Annotated in this window: 17 protein-coding genes; 12 read left to right on the forward strand and 5 right to left on the reverse strand. The window is 71.6% G+C overall.

The window, feature by feature from the left end; all coding sequences use genetic code 11:
* The first annotated feature begins 25 nt into the window (after positions 1–25).
* Positions 26–877 (forward strand): 3-mercaptopyruvate sulfurtransferase, encoded by an 852-nt coding sequence (gene sseA / locus N1F89_RS07130; protein ID WP_290082877.1) that lies wholly within the window; start codon positions 26–28, stop codon positions 875–877.
* A gap of 1 nt (position 878) precedes the next feature.
* Entirely contained in the window at positions 879–1,412 is a 534-nt protein-coding gene (locus tag N1F89_RS07135) for a GNAT family N-acetyltransferase (RefSeq protein WP_290082879.1), read from the forward strand.
* 85 nt (positions 1,413–1,497) lie between these two features.
* On the opposite strand, the gene ald is transcribed toward N1F89_RS07135, so the two are convergent.
* Entirely contained in the window at positions 1,498–2,613 is a 1,116-nt protein-coding gene (ald, locus tag N1F89_RS07140) for an alanine dehydrogenase (RefSeq protein ID WP_290082881.1), read from the reverse strand.
* 130 nt (positions 2,614–2,743) lie between these two features.
* Here ald and N1F89_RS07145 point away from each other — a divergent pair, with 130 nt between their 5' ends.
* Positions 2,744–3,238: an Lrp/AsnC family transcriptional regulator gene (locus N1F89_RS07145; protein WP_290082882.1), complete on the forward strand. Its 495-nt coding sequence runs from the start codon at positions 2,744–2,746 to the stop codon at positions 3,236–3,238.
* Positions 3,239–3,247: 9 nt separating this feature from the next.
* On the opposite strand, the gene N1F89_RS07150 is transcribed toward N1F89_RS07145, so the two are convergent.
* Genes N1F89_RS07150 through N1F89_RS07165 form a run of 4 tightly spaced genes read right to left on the reverse strand, consistent with a single transcriptional unit; the run spans position 3,248 to position 8,186 of the window.
* Entirely contained in the window at positions 3,248–4,498 is a 1,251-nt protein-coding gene (locus N1F89_RS07150; protein ID WP_290082946.1) for a cyclopropane-fatty-acyl-phospholipid synthase family protein, read from the reverse strand.
* Between the two features lie 35 nt (positions 4,499–4,533).
* Positions 4,534–5,379 carry a DUF1365 domain-containing protein gene (locus N1F89_RS07155; protein WP_290082883.1) on the reverse strand — a complete coding sequence of 282 codons (846 nt, stop codon included), beginning with the start codon at positions 5,377–5,379 and terminating at the stop codon, positions 4,534–4,536.
* Between the two features lie 15 nt (positions 5,380–5,394).
* Complete coding sequence (locus N1F89_RS07160; protein ID WP_290082884.1) at positions 5,395–6,741, reverse strand: FAD-dependent oxidoreductase; 1,347 nt, start codon at positions 6,739–6,741, stop codon at positions 5,395–5,397.
* Complete coding sequence (locus N1F89_RS07165; RefSeq protein ID WP_290082885.1) at positions 6,738–8,186, reverse strand: deoxyribodipyrimidine photo-lyase; 1,449 nt, start codon at positions 8,184–8,186, stop codon at positions 6,738–6,740. The genes N1F89_RS07160 and N1F89_RS07165 overlap by 4 nt, the downstream gene beginning before the upstream one ends.
* A 430-nt stretch (positions 8,187–8,616) precedes the next feature.
* On the opposite strand from N1F89_RS07165, the gene N1F89_RS07170 reads away from it, so the two are divergent.
* The 9 genes from N1F89_RS07170 to N1F89_RS07210 all read left to right on the forward strand — a co-directional run bounded on the left by N1F89_RS07170 (position 8,617) and on the right by N1F89_RS07210 (position 19,583).
* The gene (locus tag N1F89_RS07170) at positions 8,617–8,880 is read left to right on the forward strand and encodes a hypothetical protein (RefSeq protein ID WP_290082886.1); all 264 of its coding nucleotides are present in this window, start codon (positions 8,617–8,619) and stop codon (positions 8,878–8,880) included.
* Between the two features lie 303 nt (positions 8,881–9,183).
* The gene (locus N1F89_RS07175) at positions 9,184–12,984 is read left to right on the forward strand and encodes a glycosyltransferase (protein ID WP_290082888.1); all 3,801 of its coding nucleotides are present in this window, start codon (positions 9,184–9,186) and stop codon (positions 12,982–12,984) included.
* 171 nt (positions 12,985–13,155) lie between these two features.
* Positions 13,156–14,037: a glucose-1-phosphate thymidylyltransferase RfbA gene (rfbA, locus tag N1F89_RS07180; protein WP_290082889.1), complete on the forward strand. Its 882-nt coding sequence runs from the start codon at positions 13,156–13,158 to the stop codon at positions 14,035–14,037.
* Positions 14,030–14,590: a dTDP-4-dehydrorhamnose 3,5-epimerase gene (gene rfbC / locus N1F89_RS07185; protein WP_290082891.1), complete on the forward strand. Its 561-nt coding sequence runs from the start codon at positions 14,030–14,032 to the stop codon at positions 14,588–14,590. The genes rfbA and rfbC overlap by 8 nt, the downstream gene beginning before the upstream one ends.
* A 15-nt stretch (positions 14,591–14,605) precedes the next feature.
* Positions 14,606–15,676: a dTDP-glucose 4,6-dehydratase gene (gene rfbB / locus N1F89_RS07190; protein WP_290082893.1), complete on the forward strand. Its 1,071-nt coding sequence runs from the start codon at positions 14,606–14,608 to the stop codon at positions 15,674–15,676.
* On the forward strand, positions 15,673–16,581 hold the full coding sequence (rfbD, locus tag N1F89_RS07195; protein WP_290082895.1) for a dTDP-4-dehydrorhamnose reductase: 909 nt from the start codon (positions 15,673–15,675) through the stop codon (positions 16,579–16,581). Before rfbB ends, rfbD begins: the two co-directional genes overlap by 4 nt.
* Positions 16,578–17,576: a glycosyltransferase family 2 protein gene (locus N1F89_RS07200; protein ID WP_290082896.1), complete on the forward strand. Its 999-nt coding sequence runs from the start codon at positions 16,578–16,580 to the stop codon at positions 17,574–17,576. The genes rfbD and N1F89_RS07200 overlap by 4 nt, the downstream gene beginning before the upstream one ends.
* 28 nt (positions 17,577–17,604) lie before the next feature.
* A complete protein-coding gene (locus N1F89_RS07205) occupies positions 17,605–18,855 on the forward strand; it encodes a glycosyltransferase family 4 protein (RefSeq protein WP_290082897.1) in 1,251 nt (416 codons plus the stop codon).
* Positions 18,852–19,583, forward strand: a complete 732-nt coding sequence (locus N1F89_RS07210) for a sulfotransferase family protein (protein ID WP_290082899.1) — start codon at positions 18,852–18,854, stop codon at positions 19,581–19,583. Before N1F89_RS07205 ends, N1F89_RS07210 begins: the two co-directional genes overlap by 4 nt.
* Positions 19,584–19,718: the final 135 nt, after the last annotated feature.

The following is a 19,718-nucleotide window of genomic DNA, read 5'->3' on the forward strand; positions in this document are numbered from 1 at the left end:
CCAACCGAGCGCCGAGAGCCGCCGCATGAGCCGCAAGAGCCGCTTCGTCGTGTCCGCCGACTGGCTGCAGGACCGGCTGCACCAGCCCGGCCTGTCGATCGTCGACGGCTCCTGGTACCTGCCGGCCGAGCGCCGCGACGCCTGGGCCGAATACAAGGCCGCGCACATTCCCGGCGCCGTCTTCTTCGACCACGACCAGGCCGTCGATCCGCATTCCGAGCTGCCGCACGCGCTGCCGCACCACGAGGACTTCGAGCGCTATGCCGGGTCGATGGGCGTGTCGGACCGCGACACCATCGTGGTCTATGACGGGCCGGGCCTGTTTTCGGCGCCGCGCGTGTGGTGGCTGTTCCGCGTGATGGGCGCGAAGCAGGTCTATGTGCTCGACGGCGGTTTCGACCGCTGGAGGGCGGAAGGCCGGCCGGTGACCGCCGAGCCCACGCCGATCGCCGGCTGCGCCTTCATGTCCGATTTCGACGCCGCCCGCGTCGCCGGGTTCGACGAGATGCGCGCGCTCGTCGCGGCGGGCGGCGTGCAGGTCGCCGACGCGCGGCCGCCCGGCCGCTTCGCCGGCACCGATCCCGAGCCGCGGCCCGGCATGCGCGCGGGCCACATGCCGGGCGCCCGCAACGTGCCGGCGTCGGCGCTGTCCATCAACGGCGAGTTGCTCGATCTCGACCATCTGGCGGAGGTCTTCCGCAAGGCCGGCATCGATCTCGACCGCCCGGTCGTCACGAGCTGCGGCTCGGGCATCACCGCGGCCGTGCTGACGCTCGGGCTGGAATCGCTCGGCCACACCGACAATCGCCTCTATGACGGCTCGTGGAGCGAGTGGGGCGGGCGCGGCGACACGCCGGTGGAAACGGGGACCGGCTGAGATGGCCGGCCGCAAGCCGCGCATGCTGACGGCGCGCGTCACCCATCTGGAGATGACGGAGCCGCCGGCGCGCCGCGTGCCGATGCCGGTCGGCGACCGGCTCGCGATCATGCGCGCCAGCGGCATGCCGCTGTCCTTCTACCGCTACCTCTATGCCGAGATCGGCCGGCCGCACCACTGGATGGAGCGGCGCGACCTCGACGATGCGGCGCTCGCGCGGATCGTCCACGCCGACACCACGCAGATCGACGTGCTCTACGTCAACGGCTCGCCGGGCGGCTTCTTCGAGCTCGACCTGGCGCGCCTGCCAGAGGTGGCCGATCTGGTCTATTTCGGCCTGCTGCCGGACTTCCAGGGCCGCGGGCTCGCCCGCTTCTTCCTCAGCGAGGCGGTGCTGGCGGCCTGGGCGCACGATCCGCGGCGCGTCACCGTGTCGACCAACACGCTCGACAGCCCGCGCGCCCTGCAGCTCTACCAGAAGATCGGCTTCGCGCCGGTCGCCTGGTCGGAGGCCGAGATCGCCCCCTGGGCCTGAGCCGTCTTTCGCGGTCGCCGGCGAAAAAAAAGCCCGCCGGCGAACCGGCGGGCAGTGAGCGGCGGGGAGGATCGCCGCGAAGAGGTCAGGCGGCCAGCGCCGCGGCCGGCTCGGCCATGTCGTAGCCCAGCGCCTCGGCGACGGCGCGGTTGGTGATGCGCCCCTTGTGCACGTTGAGCCCGTTGCGCAGATGCGGATCGTCGACCAGCGCCTTGAGGCCCTTGTCGGCGAGCTGCAGGCCGTAATGCAGCGTCGCGTTGTTGAGCGCGTGCGCGGAGGTCACCGGCACCGCGCCGGGCATGTTGGCCACGCAATAGTGCACGATGCCGTCGACGACATAGGTCGGGTCGGAGTGGGTGGTCGCCTTCGAGGTCTCGAAGCAGCCGCCCTGGTCGATCGCCACGTCGACCAGAACCGCCCCCGGCTTCATGCCCGACAGCATCTCGCGGCTGACCAGCTTGGGCGCCGCCGCGCCGGGGATGAGCACCGCGCCGACCACCATGTCGGCTGCGAAGCACTCCTCCTCGACCGCCTCGACCGTCGAGTAGCGGGTGTGCACGCGGCCGTCGAAGATGTCGTCGAGCTGGCGCAGCCGCGGGATCGACCGGTCGATGATCGTCACCTGGGCGCCGAGGCCGACGGCCATCTTGGCCGCGTTGAGGCCGACGACGCCGCCGCCGATGATCGCCACCTTGCCCGGCTGCACGCCCGGCACGCCGCCGAGCAGCACGCCGCGCCCGTCATTGGCCTTCTGCAGCGCCGTGGCGCCGGCCTGGATCGCCAGCCGGCCGGCCACCTCCGACATCGGCGCGAGCAGCGGCAGGCCGCCGCGGTCGTCGGTCACCGTCTCGTAGGCGACGGCGGTGACGCCCGACTCCATCAGGCCGCGCGCCTGCGCCGGATCGGGCGCCAGGTGCAGATAGGTGTAGAGGATCTGGCCCTCGCGAAGCTGCGCCCACTCGGCGGCCTGCGGCTCCTTGACCTTGACGATCATGTCGGCGCGCGCGAACACCTCCTCGGCGGTGCGCGCGATCGCCGCGCCGGCGGCGCGATAGGCGTTGTCGTCGGCGCCGATGCCGGCGCCGGCCCCGGTCTCGACCAGCACCTCGTGGCCGTGCGCGACGTACTCGCGCACCGCGCCCGGCGTCAGGCCGACACGGTACTCGTGATTCTTGATCTCCTTGGGGCATCCGACGCGCATGGCGACCTCCTCCGGACGGGCGTTCGAATTTTCAGGGTGGACAATTCAAGCACGAAACGGCCCGCACGGGCTTGCGAATGCGTTTGCACAAGGGCGCGCTTTTCGCTATTTCTTGCGTCGGAGGGCGGAAATGTCGAAGGAAACACGAAGTTCCGAGCTAGACAGGATCGATATCGCGATTCTGGAGGCGCTTCAGAAGGACGGTCGCATGTCCAATGCGGCGCTGGCCGACAAGGTCGGCCTGTCGCAGTCGGCCTGCTCGCGCCGGCTCGACAATCTGGAGAAGTCGGGCGTCATCAAGGGCTACCACGCGCGGCTGTCCAACGCCGCCCTCGACCACCGCATGACGGCGATCGTCCACATCTCGCTGTCCGGCCAGTTCGAGAAGTCGCTGAGCGAGTTCGAGGCGGCGGTCCGGCGCTGCCCGAACGTGCTGTCCTGTCATCTGATGTCGGGCGAGTACGACTACATCCTGCGCGTGGCGGCGCGCGACCTGGCCGACTACGAGCGCATCCACAAGGAGTGGCTGACCGGCATGCCGCACGTCATCCGTATCAACTCGTCCTTCGCCCTGCGCGAGGTGATCGACCGCACCGCGCTCGGCATCCGTCCCGACATGGCCTGAGCGGGCGGCTCAGGCGCGATAGATCACCTGCCGCACGTCGATGTATTCGGAGCGGAAGCCCGCCTCGCAATAGTGCAGGTAGAACTCCCACAGCCGGCGGAAGCGCTCGTCGAAGCCGAGCGTGACGATGCGCTCCCACGAGCCGCGGAAGCGGCCGCGCCATTCGGCCAGCGTGCGCGCATAGTCCTGCGCGAAGACCCGCTCGCGCAGGATCGACAGCCCGTGCGCGGCGCCGAGCGCCTTGAGCGCGGAGGGCGAGGGCAGCATGCCGCCGGGAAAGATGTAGCGCTGGATGAAGTCCGGCTGGCGGCGGTAGGCGGGAAACGCCGCGTCGTTGATGGTGATGATCTGCAGGCCCGCCGTGCCGCCCGGCTCCAGGCAGGTCTTCACCTTGTCGAAGAACACCGGCCAGTACTTCTCGCCGACCGCCTCGAACATCTCGATCGAGGCGATGCGGTCGTAGCGGCCGGTCTCGTCGCGGTAGTCCTGGAGGCGGATGTCGACCTTGTCGGCGAGCCCAGCCTTGTGGATGCGCGCGCGGGCGAAGTCGTGCTGCTCGCGGCTGATCGTCAGCCCGGTCACGCGGCAGCCGATCTCGCGCGCGGCGAACTCGGCGAAGCCGCCCCAGCCGCAGCCGATCTCCAGCACGTGGTCGTCGGGGCCGATGCCGGTGTCGCGCGCTAGCGCCCGGTACTTGGCCGCCTGCGCGCTCTCCAGGTCGTTGGCGCCGCCGGCGTAGAGCGCAGAGGAGTAGGTCATCGAGGGGTCGAGCCACTCGCGGTAGAAGGCGTTGCCGAGGTCGTAATGCGCCTCGATGTTGCGCCGCGCGCCGCGCCGCGAGTTGGCGTTGAGCCAGTGGCGCACGCGCTGCACGACCGTCAGCAGCCAGCTCGCGCCGCCGGCCATCTGCTCGCCGGCCTCCTGGTTGACCAGGAAGAATTCGAGAAAGGCGGTGATGTCGCCGCTGCGCCAGTCGCCGTCGAGGTAGGATTCGGCGACGCCGATCGTGCCGCCGGCAAAGGCGAGCTCCGGCAGCCGCCAGTTGAGCAGCTCGATGTCGGCCGCCGGGCCGGCATGGCCGCTGTCGATCAGCAGCGTGCGGCCCTCGGGCGTGCGCACCGTCAGGCTCCCGGCCGTAATGCCGGTCAGCATGCGCAGCGCCAGCCGCGCGCGCGCCGGCAGGCCCTTGGTCGCCTCTGCCAGGTTGTCGGCCGTCAGCCGCGTTGCCCCGTCGCCCCCCGTCGATGCCGTCATCGCCATCCCTTCGCTGTCGCCGCCGCGGCCGGCGGACCGTCTCACTCGCCCGGCTCCAGCCGCGCCCGGTCGCCGTAGCTGGCCGGGGCCGGCGGCGGCGGGCTCTTGCGGAAGCGGGCGCCCTTCCACCACAGGCGCAGCGCCTGCCAGTGGATCGCGACGATCACCTTCCACGTCAGCAGCGGAACGCGCAAGAGGCATGCGGCGAGGCCGGCCGTGTCGAGCGCTCGCCCGGTGCCGGCGAAGGTCGCCGCCAGCAGCGGCTCGCCGCCCTCCGTCTCGTTGATGCGCAGGCGCACGGCGCGGCCGGGCGGCAGCACGCGGAAGTCGTAGCGCGCGTCCATGCCGATGAAGGGCGAGACGTGGAAGCGCTTGGCGCGCGACTGGCGCACGCCGGCCGCCGACAGCTCGCCCTCCGCCAGCGGCGCCACATAGGTGTGGCGCTCGCCGAAGGTGTTGCGCACCGCATAGACGAGCGCCAGAAGCCGGTCGGCGCGGTCGTAGGCGAAATAGACCGAGATCGGATTGAAGACGTAGCCGAGGACGCGCGGATAGGCGAGCAGCAGCACCCGCGCGGCCGGCTCGGCGAGCCCGGCCTCGCCGAGCAGCCGGTCGACGAAGGCGCGCAGGCTCTCGCCCGGCCGCTCGACATGGTCGGCCTCGTGGAAGGCGGCGAGGTTGCCGCGGTTGACCGACAGCAGCGGGCTCATGCGGTCGAGCGCGTCGAGCCGGTCGACGTCGACCAGCAGCGAGAAGACGCGATAGGTGAAGCGGTGGCCGAACGGCTTCAGCCGGGCATGCATCACCGTGCCGGGATAGAGCGTGCCGGCCGCCCGCGGTGGCGCGCCGTTGCCGGCCATGGTGGTGATGCGCTCGGTCGCGGCCATCGGCCCCGGGTCTCCCTATTCCGCCGCCAGCGCGGGCGCCGCCGGCACGGGGGCAACGCGCCCGGCGCGCCAGGGGATGCGTGCGCCGAGCGCCTCGGCGGCGGCCAGGCCCGAGCGCAGCCCGTCCTCGTGGAAACCGTAGCCCGTCCAGGCGCCGGCATACCAGGTGTTGCGCAGGCCCTGGATGTCGTCGAGCCGGGCCTGCGCCGACAGGGTGCGCGAATCGTATTGCGGATGGTCGAACGTCCACTCGCCGAACACCAGCGGCGCGCGCGGCTCGATCGCCGGATTGAGCGAGACGAACAGCGGCAGCCTCTCGTCGATGCCCTGCAGCCGGTTCATCCAGTAGGTGACCGACACGGCGTCGGGTGCCGCCGAGCTGCGCAGGTAGTTCCACGCAGCCCAGGCGCCGCGCCGGCGCGGCATCAGCCGCGGGTCGCGGTGCAGCACCACCCGGTTGGGCCGGTAGGGGACGGCCGCCAGCACCGCCCGCTCCACCGGATGGGCCTCCTCGCCGAGCAGCGCCAGCGCCTGGTCGCTGTGGCAGGCGAGCACGACCGCGTCGAAGCGCTCGGCCCCGCCGGCCTCGCTCCACAGCGTGACGCCGGCCGCGTCGCGCGCCAGGCGGCGCACCGGGCTCGCCAGCCGCAAGCCGTCGCCGAGCGGCGCCAGCAGCCGGTCGAGATAGCGCTTGGCGCCACCGGTCACCGTGCGCCACAGCGGCCGCTCCATGTCGATCAGCCGGTGGTTCTCGAAGAACGAGATGAAGGCGCTGGCCGGATAGTCGAGCATCTGCGCGCGCGGCGTCGACCAGATCGCCGAGGCCATCGGGATCAGGTAGTCGTCGCGCAGGCCGTCGGAAAAGCCCCGCTTGGCCAGGTACTCGCCGATCGTCGCGGCGCCGACGAAGCCGGTGTCGCGGTCGCCGACGCACAGCCGGTTGAAGCGCAGGATCTCGCGCAGCATCCACAGGAAGCGCGGCGACAGGAGGTTGCGGCGCTGCGCGAAGATGCTCGCCAGGCTCTGGCCGCTCCATTCGAGCCGGCCGCCGTCGAGCGACAGCGAGAAGCCCATCGAGCTGCCGTGCGTGGCGACGCCGAGATGGGCGAACAGGGCGGTGAGCTCGGGGTAGGTCAGCTCGTTGTAGACGATGAAGCCGGTGTCGACCGGCACCGGCGTGCCGTCGTAATCGACCGTGACGGTGGCGGTGTGGCCGCCCGGCCGCGCGTCGGCCTCGAACAGCGTCACCCGGGCGCCGCTGCCCGACAGCGCCCAGGCGGCCGAAGCGCCGGAGATGCCGGAGCCGACGACGGCGATCCGGCTGCCGGCGCCTGGTCGCCGGCCGAGCGTCGATATGGTCATGAGTCCCCCTTGATGCGGTCGTAGGCCCGCAGGGCGCGCTGCCGGCCCTGTTTGTGGTCGACCACAGGTACGGGATAGCGGCCGGGAAGTTTCACCCCGGCGCGCTGCAGCGTGTCGGCATCGGCTTCCCAGGGCTTGTGCAGCACGCGGTCGGGCAGGGCGGCGATCTCCGGCACGAAGCGGCGCACATAGGCGCCGTCGGCGTCGAACTTCTCGCCCTGCAGAACGGGGTTGAAGATGCGGAAATAGGGCGCGGCGTCGGCGCCCGAGCCCGCCACCCACTGCCAGTTGGCGGTGTTGCTGGCCGGATCGGCGTCGACCAGCGTGTCCCAGAACCAGGCCTCGCCGGCGCGCCAGTCGACGAGCAGGTGCTTGACCAGCAGCGAGGCGACGACCATGCGCACCCGGTTGTGCATCCAGCCGGTCTGCCACAGCTCGCGCATGCCCGCGTCGACGATCGGATAGCCCGTCGTGCCGGCCTGCCAGCGGTGCAGCCCGTCGCGGTCCTCGCGCCAGGGAAAGGCGTCGAAGGCGCGGTTGAAGTTGACGCTGCCGAGATCGGGGTTGTGGAACAGCAGGTGCCAGCAGAACTCGCGCCACACGACCTCCTTGCGGAAGGTCTCCAGCCCGCCGCGCGGGCCGGCCTCGCGCGCCGCGCGCCAGATCTGGAACGGCGTGATCTCGCCATGCGCCAGATGCGGCGACAGCCGCGAGGTCGCTTCGCGGCCGGGCAGGTCGCGGGCCCGGCCGTAGTCCTGCGCCGCCTCGTCGAGGAAGCGCGTCAGGCGCGCCGCGGCGCCCGCTTCGCCGGGCGTCCAGGTGTCGCGCAGGCCGCCGGCCCAGTCGGGCTGCCGCGGCAGCAGCGCCCAGTCGTCGAGCGCGTCGCCTGCGATCGCGGCCGCCGGCGCCCTGAGCCGGCGCGGCGGGTCGATCGGGTCGCGCGGCTCCGCTTCGGCGGCCAGCGCCCGCCAGAACGGCGTGTAGACGCGGTAGGGCGTGCCCGCGCCGGTGCGCAGCGCCGCCGGGTCGTGCAGGAGCTGGCCGTCGAAGCTCTGCCAGGCGACGCCGCGGTCTTCCAGCATCGCGGCCATGGCGCGGTCGGCCGCGATCGCCGGCGGCTCGTAGCGCCGGTTCCACAGCACCAGGCCGGCGCCGCAGTCCTCGACCAGCGCGGCGGCCGTCTCGGCCATCGGGCCGCGCCGCAGCACGAGCGGCGTGCCGAGCCGCTTCAGGCCGTCGGCCAGCGCCTTGAGCGAATGATGCAGCCACCAGCGCCGCGCGCCGCCGAGCGGCCGGATGCCGGGACTCTCCTCGTCGAGCACGAAGGCGGCGACCACCGGCCGGCCGCTGGCGGCGGCCGCGGTGAGCGCGCGGTTGTCGGCGAGGCGCAGGTCGTGGCGGAACAGGACGAGGGCAGGCTTGTCGGTGTCGTGCTCGGACGTCATCGGCGGCAGGCGGTCTGGGCAGGGCGGGAAGGGGGGAAAACCCCCGTCGGATCGGGCAGGCTGCGGCGGCCGGAGCGGCCGCCTGCACGAAGCAAGATAAGGCGGCGCGGCGCGCGATCAACGGGTCCCTGCCCGGCACCTCGTATGCCGGGCAGGGGGTGGAGGACGGTGATCCGCAATGGGGAAACGGATCGACTGCCTGAGAACCGGTAGGGCATCCTCCACGCCCCGGATGCTGGCACGCGCCCTCGGCCGGCACCATGGTGCGATCGCGCACCTGAGGCGGGGCGATATGGCGCGATCGCGCACCTTCGCGCGCGCCGCGCCGCCCCGAATCACGGAACCGGGAACCGTCTGCCGCGTTTGGTCGGGCAAGAAACGCAACACCCGTGCCAACAGGGAGCCGGCCCGCCGCCGGACCGCGAGGACGATGAGCGAACGCAAACGCAGACTCACGCTGACGGGCGGCCTTGCCGCCGCAGTCGCGACCGCAGCCCTGGTGATCGGAAGCTGGCTGGCGCCGCTGGCGCTGGGCGGCATCCGCAGCGTCGAGGCCGCCTTCGAGCCGCAGGAGACGCGGCTGATGCAGCCCGGCCACTGCGCCGACGCCACCTGGCCCTACATCCCCGCCGACTGCCTCGAGGAAGAGACCGGACACGAGCCGCGCGCGGTCGAGGTCAAGATGGCCGGCTGACCGCCGCCAACCTTCAACCCGCTGCGCCACGGCCGGCCCGCCAGGGTCGGCCGTTTTGCGTTCGGCCTCGCGGAGAGGGCGCCGCACCGCCCCGGCCCTCCGGCGCCGCGCCGTGCGGCACTTCGCACTGGCACCTTGCGCGCAGGGCGACTAGATTGCCCCGCCGTGGCGCCTGGCGCGTGCGTCGCGGGCCGGCGGGATGCGCCCTGCCTCCGCGCGCCTGCGGAGGCACCGGCACGGCGCGCGGCGGCGCAGGCGTCTGCCGGCACAGGACGAAGGTGACCGGCTCCCCATGAGCCTCCGATGAACAGTGCAGCGAGCGAGCTTGCGGCGATCTATGCGCGTCATCCGCGCATCGCGCTGCGCCATCTGCGGCGCGCCCTGACGCTGCTCGCCCGGCCGAACGGTCGCGCGCGGCTGGCCGCCGCCCTGCGTCACCGCCTGGCCCTGCATGCCGGACCGGCCGCCGGCGGGCCGGCGCCGGACGCCACGCGCGCAGCGCTGGCGCGCCTTTCCGATGCGCGCGCCGCCCGTCCGCAGGCGATCGTCGAGGCGCTGCTGCCGCATGCCGGCGGCAACCCGGTGATCGCCGCGATCGCCGATCCGGCGCTCAAGGCGGAGGTCCTGCAGCGCTACCTGATGCGCCGCCACGGGCTCCTCGACGAGGCGTTCTACCGGGCGCGCCATCTCGCGGGCGATCGGGCGGCCGACGCCGCCGGGCACTATTTCCGGCAGGGCTGGCGCGCCGGGCTGTCGCCCAACGCCGTGTTCGATCCGCGCGCCTATCTCGCCGCCAACCCGGAGGTCGCCGACACGGGCATCGATCCGGCGCTGCACTACGCCCTGATCGGCTGGCGGTCCGGGCGCGCGGCCGGCCCCGGCTTCGACGCCGTGCACTACCTGGCGGCCAACCCGGACGTGCGCGCGGCCGGCGCGTCGCCGCTCGTCCACTATCTCGCCGTCGGTCGCGGCGAGGGCCGCGCGCCGCTGCCGCTCGGCGGCGCGGCGTATCCGGGCGCGCGGCGGTCCGGCCGGAGCACGATCCTGATCGTCGGCCACGACGCGGAGCTCGGCGGCGCGCAGCAAGTCATGCGCACCTTCGGCCGCTGGCTGCGCGACAGGACGGGCTACGACGTGCGCTTCGTGGTCATGCGCGGCGGCGCCTTTCTCGACCGCTTCGCGGCGCTCGCCCCGACGCTCGACCTTTCCACCTTGCCGCCGGGCGAGGCGGCCGCGGGGCTCGCCGCCTTCGCCGGCGACGACGTGCGCTGCGTGCTGCTCAACTCCGTCGCCAGCGCCGGCTTCCTGCGCCACTGGGGCGAGGACGCGGCGCCGGTGGTCGCCTATCTGCACGAGATGGGCGAGACGCTGGAGCGCCACGCCCACCGGCTGGAGCGCGTCAAGGCGCGCGCGGCGACGATCCTGTGCGGCAGCGACGCGGTGGCCGACGCGCTGGCCGGCCGGTTCGCCGTGCCGCGCGCCATGCTGGCGCGCGTGCACGACTTTCTCGACGAGGCGCCGTCGCAGGAGACGCCGGACAGGGCGGCCGCCCGCCGGGCGCTCGGGCTTCCGCCCGAGGCGCTGCTGGTCGTCGGCTGCGGCGTGGCGCACTGGCGCAAGGCGCCGGAGGTGTTCGTCGAGGTCGCCGCTCGGGTGCTCGCCGGCGCGACGCAGGACGTGCACTTCGTGTGGATCGGCGACGGGCCGGACCGCCAGGCCTGCGAGGCGCGCGCGCAAACGCTGGGCATTGCCGATCGGCTGCGCTTCGTCGGCTACCGGCCCGACATCGACGGCCATCTGCGCGCCTCGGACCTCTTCCTGCTGACATCGGCGGAAGACCCGTTTCCGCTCGTCGCGCTGCACGCCGCGCGCGCCGGACTTCCGATCGTCTGCTTCGCCGAGGCCGGCGGCATGCCGGAGCTCGTCGGCCGCGGCTGCGGCAGCGTGGTGCCGTTCGGCGACGTCGCGGCGATGGCCGCGGCGGTCCGCGGCTATCTCGGCGATGCGCGGCGCCGGCAGCGCGAGGGCGCCTGCGGCCGTGCGCTGGTCGAGGCCGACCACACGGTGCGCACCGCCGGACCGCAGCTCCTGCATCACCTCCGCCGCGCCGCCGGGCTGAAGCCCGAGGTGTCCGTCGTGGTGCCGAACTACGACTGCGCCGCCTTCCTGCCCGAGCGGCTGCGCACGCTGGAAGAGCAGACCTTTCAGGATTTCGAGGTCGTGCTGCTCGACGACGCCTCGACCGACGGGTCAGTGGCGCTGCTGCGCGCCTGGGCCGAGCGGCGGCCGGGTACGCGCCTCGTGGTCAACGCCGAGAACGGCGGCTCGCCGGGGGCGCAGTGGCTGCGCGGCATGCGCCTCGCCGACGCCGATCTCGTGTGGGTGGCCGAAGCCGACGACGCCTGCGATCCGGCCTTCCTCGAGACCGCGCTGGCGCCGTTCTGCGACCGCAACGTCTTTCTCAGCCATGTCCGCTCGGTGCCGGTCGACGCAGCCGGCCGGCCGCTCGGCGACTATGGCCAGCTCTATCTCGATCGCATCGCGCCGGGCCGCTGGGACGGCGATCATCGCGTCACCGACGCGGAGGAGGTCTCGGCCGGCCTCGGCATCGCCAACGTGATCCCCAATGCCAGCGCCGTCGTCTTCCGCCGCTTCGAGCCGGAGCCGGCCTTCGCGCGCCGCCTCGCGGGGCTGCGGCTGTGCGGCGACTGGCTGTTCTACCTGCGCGCCATGCGCGGCGGGCTGGTCGCCTATTCGAGCCGCCCGCTCAATTTCCATCGCCGGCACGCCGCCACCGTGACGCGGCGGCTGGAGGGCTCGCAGCGCTATTTCGACGAGATCGCCACCGTGCGCGGCGAGATCGTCCGGCACTACCGGCTCGGCCCGCGTGCGCGCGAGCGGGCGCGCGCCTTTCTCGAGCAGGACCTCGACCGCTTCGGCATCGTCGATACGGCCCGCCGTGCGGCGATCCTTGCGGCCGCGCTGCCGCCGGGCCGGCCGGAGCGGCCGGCCGTGCTGTTCGTCGCGCCCGACCTCGCGCCGGGCGGCGGTCAGACGTTCATGATCCGGCTGGCCAACGCCTGGGCGCGCCACGGCGGCCGGGCGGTGCTGCTCGACGTCGGCCACGCGCCGGCCCATCCGCGGGTGGAGGCCCTGGTCGACCCGGCCGTGGCGCTGTTCCGGGCGGCCGATCCCGGCGTCGGTCTCGCCGCGCTGGTCGAGCGTTTCGACATCGATCTCGTGCACTCGGCGATCTGGTGGGCCGACCGCTACGTCGCGGACGCGCTGGCCGGGGGCCAAGCGGTGCCGTGGGTGGTCACCATGCATGGCTGCCACGAGACGCATCTGGCCGACCCCGCGCTCGACCCGTCGTTTGCCCGGCGCATGCCGGCGATGCTTGAGCGGGTCGACGCCTGGGTCCGCACCGCCGGCAAGAACGCCCGCGTGTTCGAGCGTTTCGGCTACCCGGCGCGGCTTTCGGCGATCGACAACGGCGTTGCCGCGCCGCACGCCGCACCGCTGACGCGCGCCGCCCTCGGCCTGCGCGACGATGCGCTGGTGCTCGTGCTCGCCGCGCGCGCCATCCCGGAAAAGGGCTGGCGCCAGGCGGTCGAGATCGCCCGCCGGCTCGAGGCCGACGGCACGAAGACGGACCTGATGCTGATCGGCGAGGGGCCGGAGGCCGAGGCCCTGCGCGCGCGGCCACCGAAGCACGTGCACCTGTTCGGCCAGGTCGAGGACCTGCAGCCCTATCTGCAGGCCGCCGACATCGGCTTGCTGCCGAGCCGCTTCGTCGGCGAATCCATGCCGCTGGTGGCGCTCGAGATGATGGCCTGCGGCCTGCCGGTGGTGGCAAGCGAGGTCGGCGAGGTGGCCGCCATGCTGGGCGCCGGCGAGACCGCGGCCGGCGTGGCGGTGCCGCTGTCCGGCGGAGCGGTCGACGTCGACGGCTTCGTCGCCGCCGTCCGCGCGCTGGGCGACCCCGCGCGCCGCCGCGCCGTCGGCCGCAACGCGCAGCGCCGGCATGCCGAACGCTTCACCGTCGAGGCGATGCTCGAGCGCTACGGCGCGCTCTATCGCGACGTCCTCGGCCGGGACGGCTGAGCGCCGCTTCCCGGCTGTCGGCGCCGCGCACCGGCGCATCGGCCCGAACACGCCCTTGAGTGACGCTGCGAGAGCCGCTAAAGACGCCGCGGGGCATTGCGGGAAATTGAAACGGCATCGGTGCTGACGGGCCTCGCACGTCCGTCGGCAGCGTGACAGCGGAGAGACGGCGTGAAGGGAATTATCCTCGCCGGGGGGAGTGGGACGCGCCTTTACCCAGTGACGGTGCCGGTCTCCAAGCAGTTGCTGCCGATCTACGACAAGCCGATGGTCTACTACCCGCTCGGCGTGCTGATGATCGCCGGCATCCGCGACATCCTCGTCATCAGCACGCCGCGCGACCTGCCGGCCTTTCAGGCGCTGCTCGGCGACGGCAGCCAGTTCGGCGTGGCGATCTCCTATGCCGAGCAGCCGCAGCCGAACGGGCTGGCCGAGGCCTTCGTCATCGGCCGCGATTTCGTCGGCAACGATCCGGTGGCGCTGATCCTCGGCGACAACATCTTCTACGGCGCCGGCCTGTCGCAGGTGATCGGCCAGGCGCGCGAGCGCGAGACCGGCGCCACCGTGTTCGCCTACCGCGTCGACGACCCCGAGCGCTACGGCGTCGTCTCCTTCGATGCGGCGAGCGGCAAGGCGCTGACCATCGAGGAGAAACCGGCCCGGCCGCAGTCGAACTGGGCGGTCACCGGTCTTTATTTCTACGACAACGACGTGCTCGACATCGCCGCCGGTCTGCAACCCTCGGCGCGCGGCGAGCTGGAGATCACCGACGTCAACAACACCTATCTGCGCGCCGGCACGCTGAACGTGGCACGGCTCGGCCGCGGCTATGCCTGGCTCGACACCGGCACGCATGACAGCCTGCACGAGGCGTCCTCCTTCGTGCGCACGATCGAGCATCGCCAGGGCGTCAAGATCATGTGCCCGGAGGAGATCGGCTTCGAGCTCGGCTATCTGACGGCCGACGCGGTGCTGGCGACGGCGCGCACGCTGGGCAAGACCGAGTATGCCGCCTATCTCAGGCGCCGGGTCAAGGAGGCGCAGCATGCTTGAGGTGCGCGAGCTCGGCCTCGACGGCGTCCTGGAGCTCCGGCCGAAGGCGTTCGCCGACGCGCGCGGCTTCTTTTCGGAGACCTACAACAGCCGGCGCATGGCCGAGGCCGGCATCGCGCTCACCTTCGTGCAGGACAACCACTCGCTGTCGCGCGAGGCGGGCGTGCTGCGCGGACTGCACTACCAGGTGCCGCCGCATGCCCAGGCCAAGCTGGTGCGCGTGGTGCGCGGCCGCATCTTCGACGTCGCCGTCGACATCCGCCGTGGTTCGCCCACCTTCGCGCAGTGGGTGGGGCTGGAGGTCTCCGCCGAGCGCTGGAACCAGATCCTGGTGCCGGCCGGTTTCGCGCATGGCTTCCTGACGCTGGAACCCGACACCGAGGTGATCTACAAGGTGAGCGACTTCTACGCGCCGCAGCACGATCGCGCGATCCGTTTCGACGATCCGGCGATCGGGATCGACTGGCCGGTCGATCCGGCGCGCATCCGGCTGTCCGACAAGGACGCGGCGGCGCCGTCGCTGGCGGATGCCGAGCTGTTCGGCTACGAATAGGCGGGGAACGAACGCATGCGCATTCTCGTCACAGGCGGCGCCGGCTTCATCGGGTCGGCCGTGTGCCGGCATCTGGTGGCCGCCGGCGTCGAGCGGGTCATCAATGCCGACAAGCTGACCTATGCCGGCAACCTCGCCTCGCTCGCCGCCATCGAGGCGAGCCCCGGCTACGTCTTCTACCAGGTCGACATCTGCGACGGCCCGGCGATGCTGGAGCTGATGCGTCGCGAGCGCGTCGACGCCGTCATGCACCTTGCCGCCGAAAGCCATGTCGACCGCTCGATCGACGGCGCCGATGCCTTCGTCGAGACCAACGTGGTGGGCACCGTGCGCCTGCTCAACGCTGCGCTCGCCTATTGGCGCGGGCTGCCCGACGGGGCGCGGGAGGGCTTCCGCTTCCACCACATCTCCACCGACGAGGTGTTCGGCGACCTGCCCTTCGACAGCGGCGTCTTCACCGAGGAGACGGCCTACGCGCCGTCCTCGCCCTATTCGGCCTCCAAGGCGGCCTCGGACCACTTCGTGCGCGCCTGGCACGAGACCTACGGCCTGCCGGTGGTGCTGTCGAACTGTTCCAACAATTACGGCCCCTACCATTTCCCGGAGAAGCTGATCCCGCTTGTCATCCTCAACGCGCTGGAGGAGCGGCCGCTGCCGGTCTACGGCACCGGCCAGAACGTGCGCGACTGGCTCTATGTCGAGGACCACGTGCGCGCGCTCGAGCTCGTCGTCACGCGCGGCACCGTCGGCGAGAGCTACAACATCGGCGGCCGCGCCGAACGCACCAATCTGGCGGTGGTCGAGAGCATCTGCGACATCCTCGACGAGCGGCGGCCGCGCGCCGGCGGCGGCAGCCGCCGCGACCTGATCACCATGGTCGAGGACAGGCCCGGCCACGACCGGCGCTATGCCATCGACCCGGCCAAGGCCGAGCGCGCGCTCGGCTGGGCACCGCGCGAGAGCTTCGACAGCGGCCTGCGCCGCACCGTCGACTGGTATCTCGACAACGAGTGGTGGTGGGGGCCGATCCGGCGCCAGCGCTATGCCGGCGAACGCCTCGGCACGACCCGCAAGGGGGCTGCGTGAGGCTCGCCGTCACCGGGCGCAACGGCCAGGTGGCCATGAGCCTGGTCGAGCGTGCCGCCGGCCGGCCGGATGTGACGGCGATCGCCGTCGGCCGGCCCGACCTCGACCTCGCGGCACCGGACACCGTCGCGCCGGCGCTGGCGGCCGCCGCGCCGGACGTGATCGTCTCGGCCGCCGCCTACACGGCCGTCGACCGGGCCGAGGACGAGCCCGACCGCGCCTTCGCCGTCAACGAGGAGGGCGCCCGCCACGTCGCCGCCGCCGCCGCGCGGCTCGGCGTGCCGGTCATCCACCTGTCGACCGACTACGTCTTCGACGGCGAGGCGGACCGGCCCTACCGCGAGGACGACGCGGTGGCGCCGCGCGGCGTCTACGGCGCCTCCAAGCTGGCCGGCGAGCGGGCCGTCGCGGCGGCCAATCCGCGCCATCTGATCCTGCGCACGGCCTGGGTCTACAGCCCGTTCGGCGGCAATTTCGTCAAGACCATGCTGCGGCTCGCCGGCGAGCGCGACGCGCTGTCGGTCGTCGCCGACCAGCACGGCAACCCGACCAGCGCGCTCGACATCGCCGACGGCGTGCTCGCCGCAGCCGCCGCCATGGTGGCCGCAGACGGCCGGCCGGCCCCGTGCGGCCTCTACCACCTCGCCGGCGGCGGCACGGCGAGCTGGGCCGACTTCGCCCGCTTCGTGCTGGCCGCGAGCGCGGCGCTCGGCGGCCCGACGGCGCCGGTGCGCGACATCGCCACGTCGGAGTTTCCCACCCGGGCCGTGCGCCCGGCGAACTCGCGCCTCGACACCGCGCGGTTCGCCGCCGACTTCGGCTGGACGGCGCCGCCCTGGCAGCGCTCGGCCGAGGCGGTGGTGCGGCGCCTCCTGGCGGCCGGCGAGGAGGGGCGTACGGCATGAGCACGGCACGCAACGCGACCCCGGCGCGGGTCGAGCCGCTCGTCTCCGTCATCATCCCGGTGAAGAACGGCCTGCCGCACTTCCGCCGCGTCATCGACATGGTGGGACGCCAGGAGTTCGAGCATCCCTACGAGGTGATCGTCATCGATTCCGGCTCGACCGACGGCTCCAAGCAGGTGGTGCCGCAGGACGATCCGCGCTTCCGGCTGATCGAGATCCCGCCGCAGAGCTTCGGCCACGGTCGCACGCGCAATCTCGGCGTGCGCGAATCGCGCGGCCGGCTGTGCGCCTTCCTCACGCACGACGCGCTGCCGGCCGACACGCGCTGGCTGCGCGAGCTGGTGCGCCCGCTTCTGGAGGACACCAGGGTGGCCGGCGTGTTCGGCCGCCACGCCGCCTATGCGGAGGCGAGCCCGTTCACCAAATGGGAGCTCGACACGCACTTCGAGAACCTGCGCCGCTGGCCCAAGGTCTGGATCGCCGACGCCCGCGCCTATGCGCGCGACCAGTCGCTGCGCCAGGTCTTCCATTTCTATTCCGACAACTCCTCCTGCCTGCGCAAGTCGGTCTGGCGGCGCTTTCCCTATCCCGATGTCGACTTCGCCGAGGACCAGCTCTGGGCCAAGCAGATCGTCGAGGCCGGCTACCGCAAGGCCTTCGCCTGGGACTCGCTGGTCTACCACTCGCACGACTACTCGCTGTGGGAGCGCATGCAGCGCAGCTACGACGAGGCGCGCGCCTTCCGCGAGCTGTTCGGCTACCGGCTCTGCGCCTCGCGCCGGGCGGTGCTGCGCCACGCGCTCGCGGCGAGCGCGCGCGACATGCGGCTCGCCGTCCGGCACGGCTGGGTGCTGACCAGCCCGGTGGCCTCGATCCTGCGGCCGCTCGACAACGCGGCGCGGCAGATCGGCTACTATCTCGGGTCGCACGCCTCGCAGTTCTCGCAGCGCCACGCCGACGTCCTGTCACGCGACAGACATCTGCGGGCGCAATGATCCCGGGGGGCAATGGGGGGCCATGAGGGTGAGACAGCTCGTATCGCGCTTCGTGCGCGTGTCCAGGCGCGACGGCCTGCGCGCGGCGACCGGCAAGGCGCTCGCGCATGTCGCGCAGCAGGCGCCGGCGGTGGTGCAGGCCAAGCGCGACGTGATCGGCCAGTACGAGGCGATCCTCGGCCACCCGCTCGGCCACGGCCTCAAGATCACGCGGCAGAACGTGCCGCCGGGCTCGATGACCTGGGTGATTCCCGACTTCAGCGCCAATTCCGGCGGCCACATCAACATCCTGCGCATGATGCGGCTGCTCAAGGCGCGCGGCTTCGAGCACCAGCACGTCGTCGTGATGGCGCCGCACCGCTGGTCCTCGCGCGAGGAGGCGCAGGCGGCGCTCGACCAGGCCTTCGGCGCGCATGGCATCACCGTCTCGCTCGGTGTCGAGACGATCGAGCCCTGCCACTATCTCGTCGCCACTGGCTGGCAGACGGCCTACTGGGTCGCGAAGTACCGCGACACGCGCCACCGGCTCTATTTCGTGCAGGATTTCGAGCCGGCCTTCTATGCCTATGGCAGCGAGCATGCGCTCGCCGAGAACACCTACCGGCTCGGCCTGACGGGAATCACCGCCGGCAGCTGGTTGGCCGACAAGCTCGCGGCCGACTACGGCATGACGACCTATCCGATGTCCTTCGGCTGCGAGACGGACGTCTACAAGCCGACCGAAAAGCGCGCCCACAAGCACCGCCACATCTTCTTCTATGCGCGGCCGGTGACGCCGCGGCGCTGTTTCGAGCTCGGCCTGGTCGCCCTCAAGCAGGTCTGCGAGCGCAATCCCGACGTCGCCGTCATCTTCGCCGGCTGGGACGTGAGCGGCTACGAGATCCCCTTCGTGCATCTCAACGCCGGCACCGTGCCGCTGCCGGAGCTGCCCGATCTCTACTCGCAATGCGACGTGGCGCTGATTCTGTCGGCCACCAACCTGTCGCTGCTGCCGCTCGAGGTCGCGGCCTGCGGCTGTCCGCTGCTTCTCAACGACGACCCGCAGGCCCGCTGGCTCTTGTCGGACTCCGAGGCGTTTTACTGTGACATGAGCGTGGAGGGGGTTTCTGCCGCTCTCGAGCGTGTGCTAGCTGACCCGCAGGAGGCGTCGCGACGCGCCGCGGCCGCGCTCGACCGGGTGCGGGAGGCGACCTGGGAGGCGGAGGCCGACAAGGTGGCCGGCTATCTCGCGGCGATCGACAGCGGTGCGAAGACCGCAAGGAAAAGAAAAGCGAAATGAGCGCCAAGAAACTCTACGACATCCTCAAAGTCTCGGACATCAACTGGTTCAACGCCGCCGTCAACATCAGCCTGAACGGACGCTACGTCTTCGTCGAGAATCCGAAGGTCGCTTCGAGCACCATCAAGTCGCGGCTGCACTCGAACGAGCTGATCGGGCTGCGCAACATGCGCGTCGGACCGCACCCGGAGATCACCAGTTCGCCGATGGTGAAGCCCTATCAGCTTCCCGTCGACCAGCTCTGCGACATCCTGTTCGGCCCGGACTTCTACAAGTTCACCTTCGTGCGCAACCCGTTCGAGCGGCTGTTGTCGTGCTATCTCGACAAGATCGTCGGCTCGGCGCCGGAGAAGACGCAGGTGGACGGCTACTGGACGCGCACCCACGGCGCCGCCAAGGAGAACTACAGTTTTTCCGAGTTCGTCGAAGCCGTCGCGAACACCAATGACAACGCACGCGACAAGCACTGGCGCACCCAGTGCCGCGTTACCATGGTCGGATACATCGATTATTCGTTCATCGGTCGCTTCGAGACCCTGGCGCAGCATCTCAATCAGGTGCAGCGGGTTGGACGAATCGATTTTCGCGACGTGGCCGAAGTGTCTCCGCACAAGACAGGCGCTTCGACCAAGTTGAAAGAATATTACACGCCCGAGATCGTGGAAAAGGTCGTCGATATATACGAGCCTGATTTCGAAAGATTTAAGTACAAGAGGAGTGTAGACTAGAGGCGGGGGTTTTCGAATTTCGCTCAAGCAAGTCGCGCGGTGAATGGCGGACGATGCTTCGAATGGAAAGGAATCCCTTGTTTGTGACAAGGCGTGGCCTTAAACTGACGCCGCGTCACCGGCAACAACAGGTGA

It is taken from the genome of Aquibium sp. A9E412, from assembly GCF_030398335.1.
Lineage (GTDB): Bacteria > Pseudomonadota > Alphaproteobacteria > Rhizobiales > Rhizobiaceae > A9E412.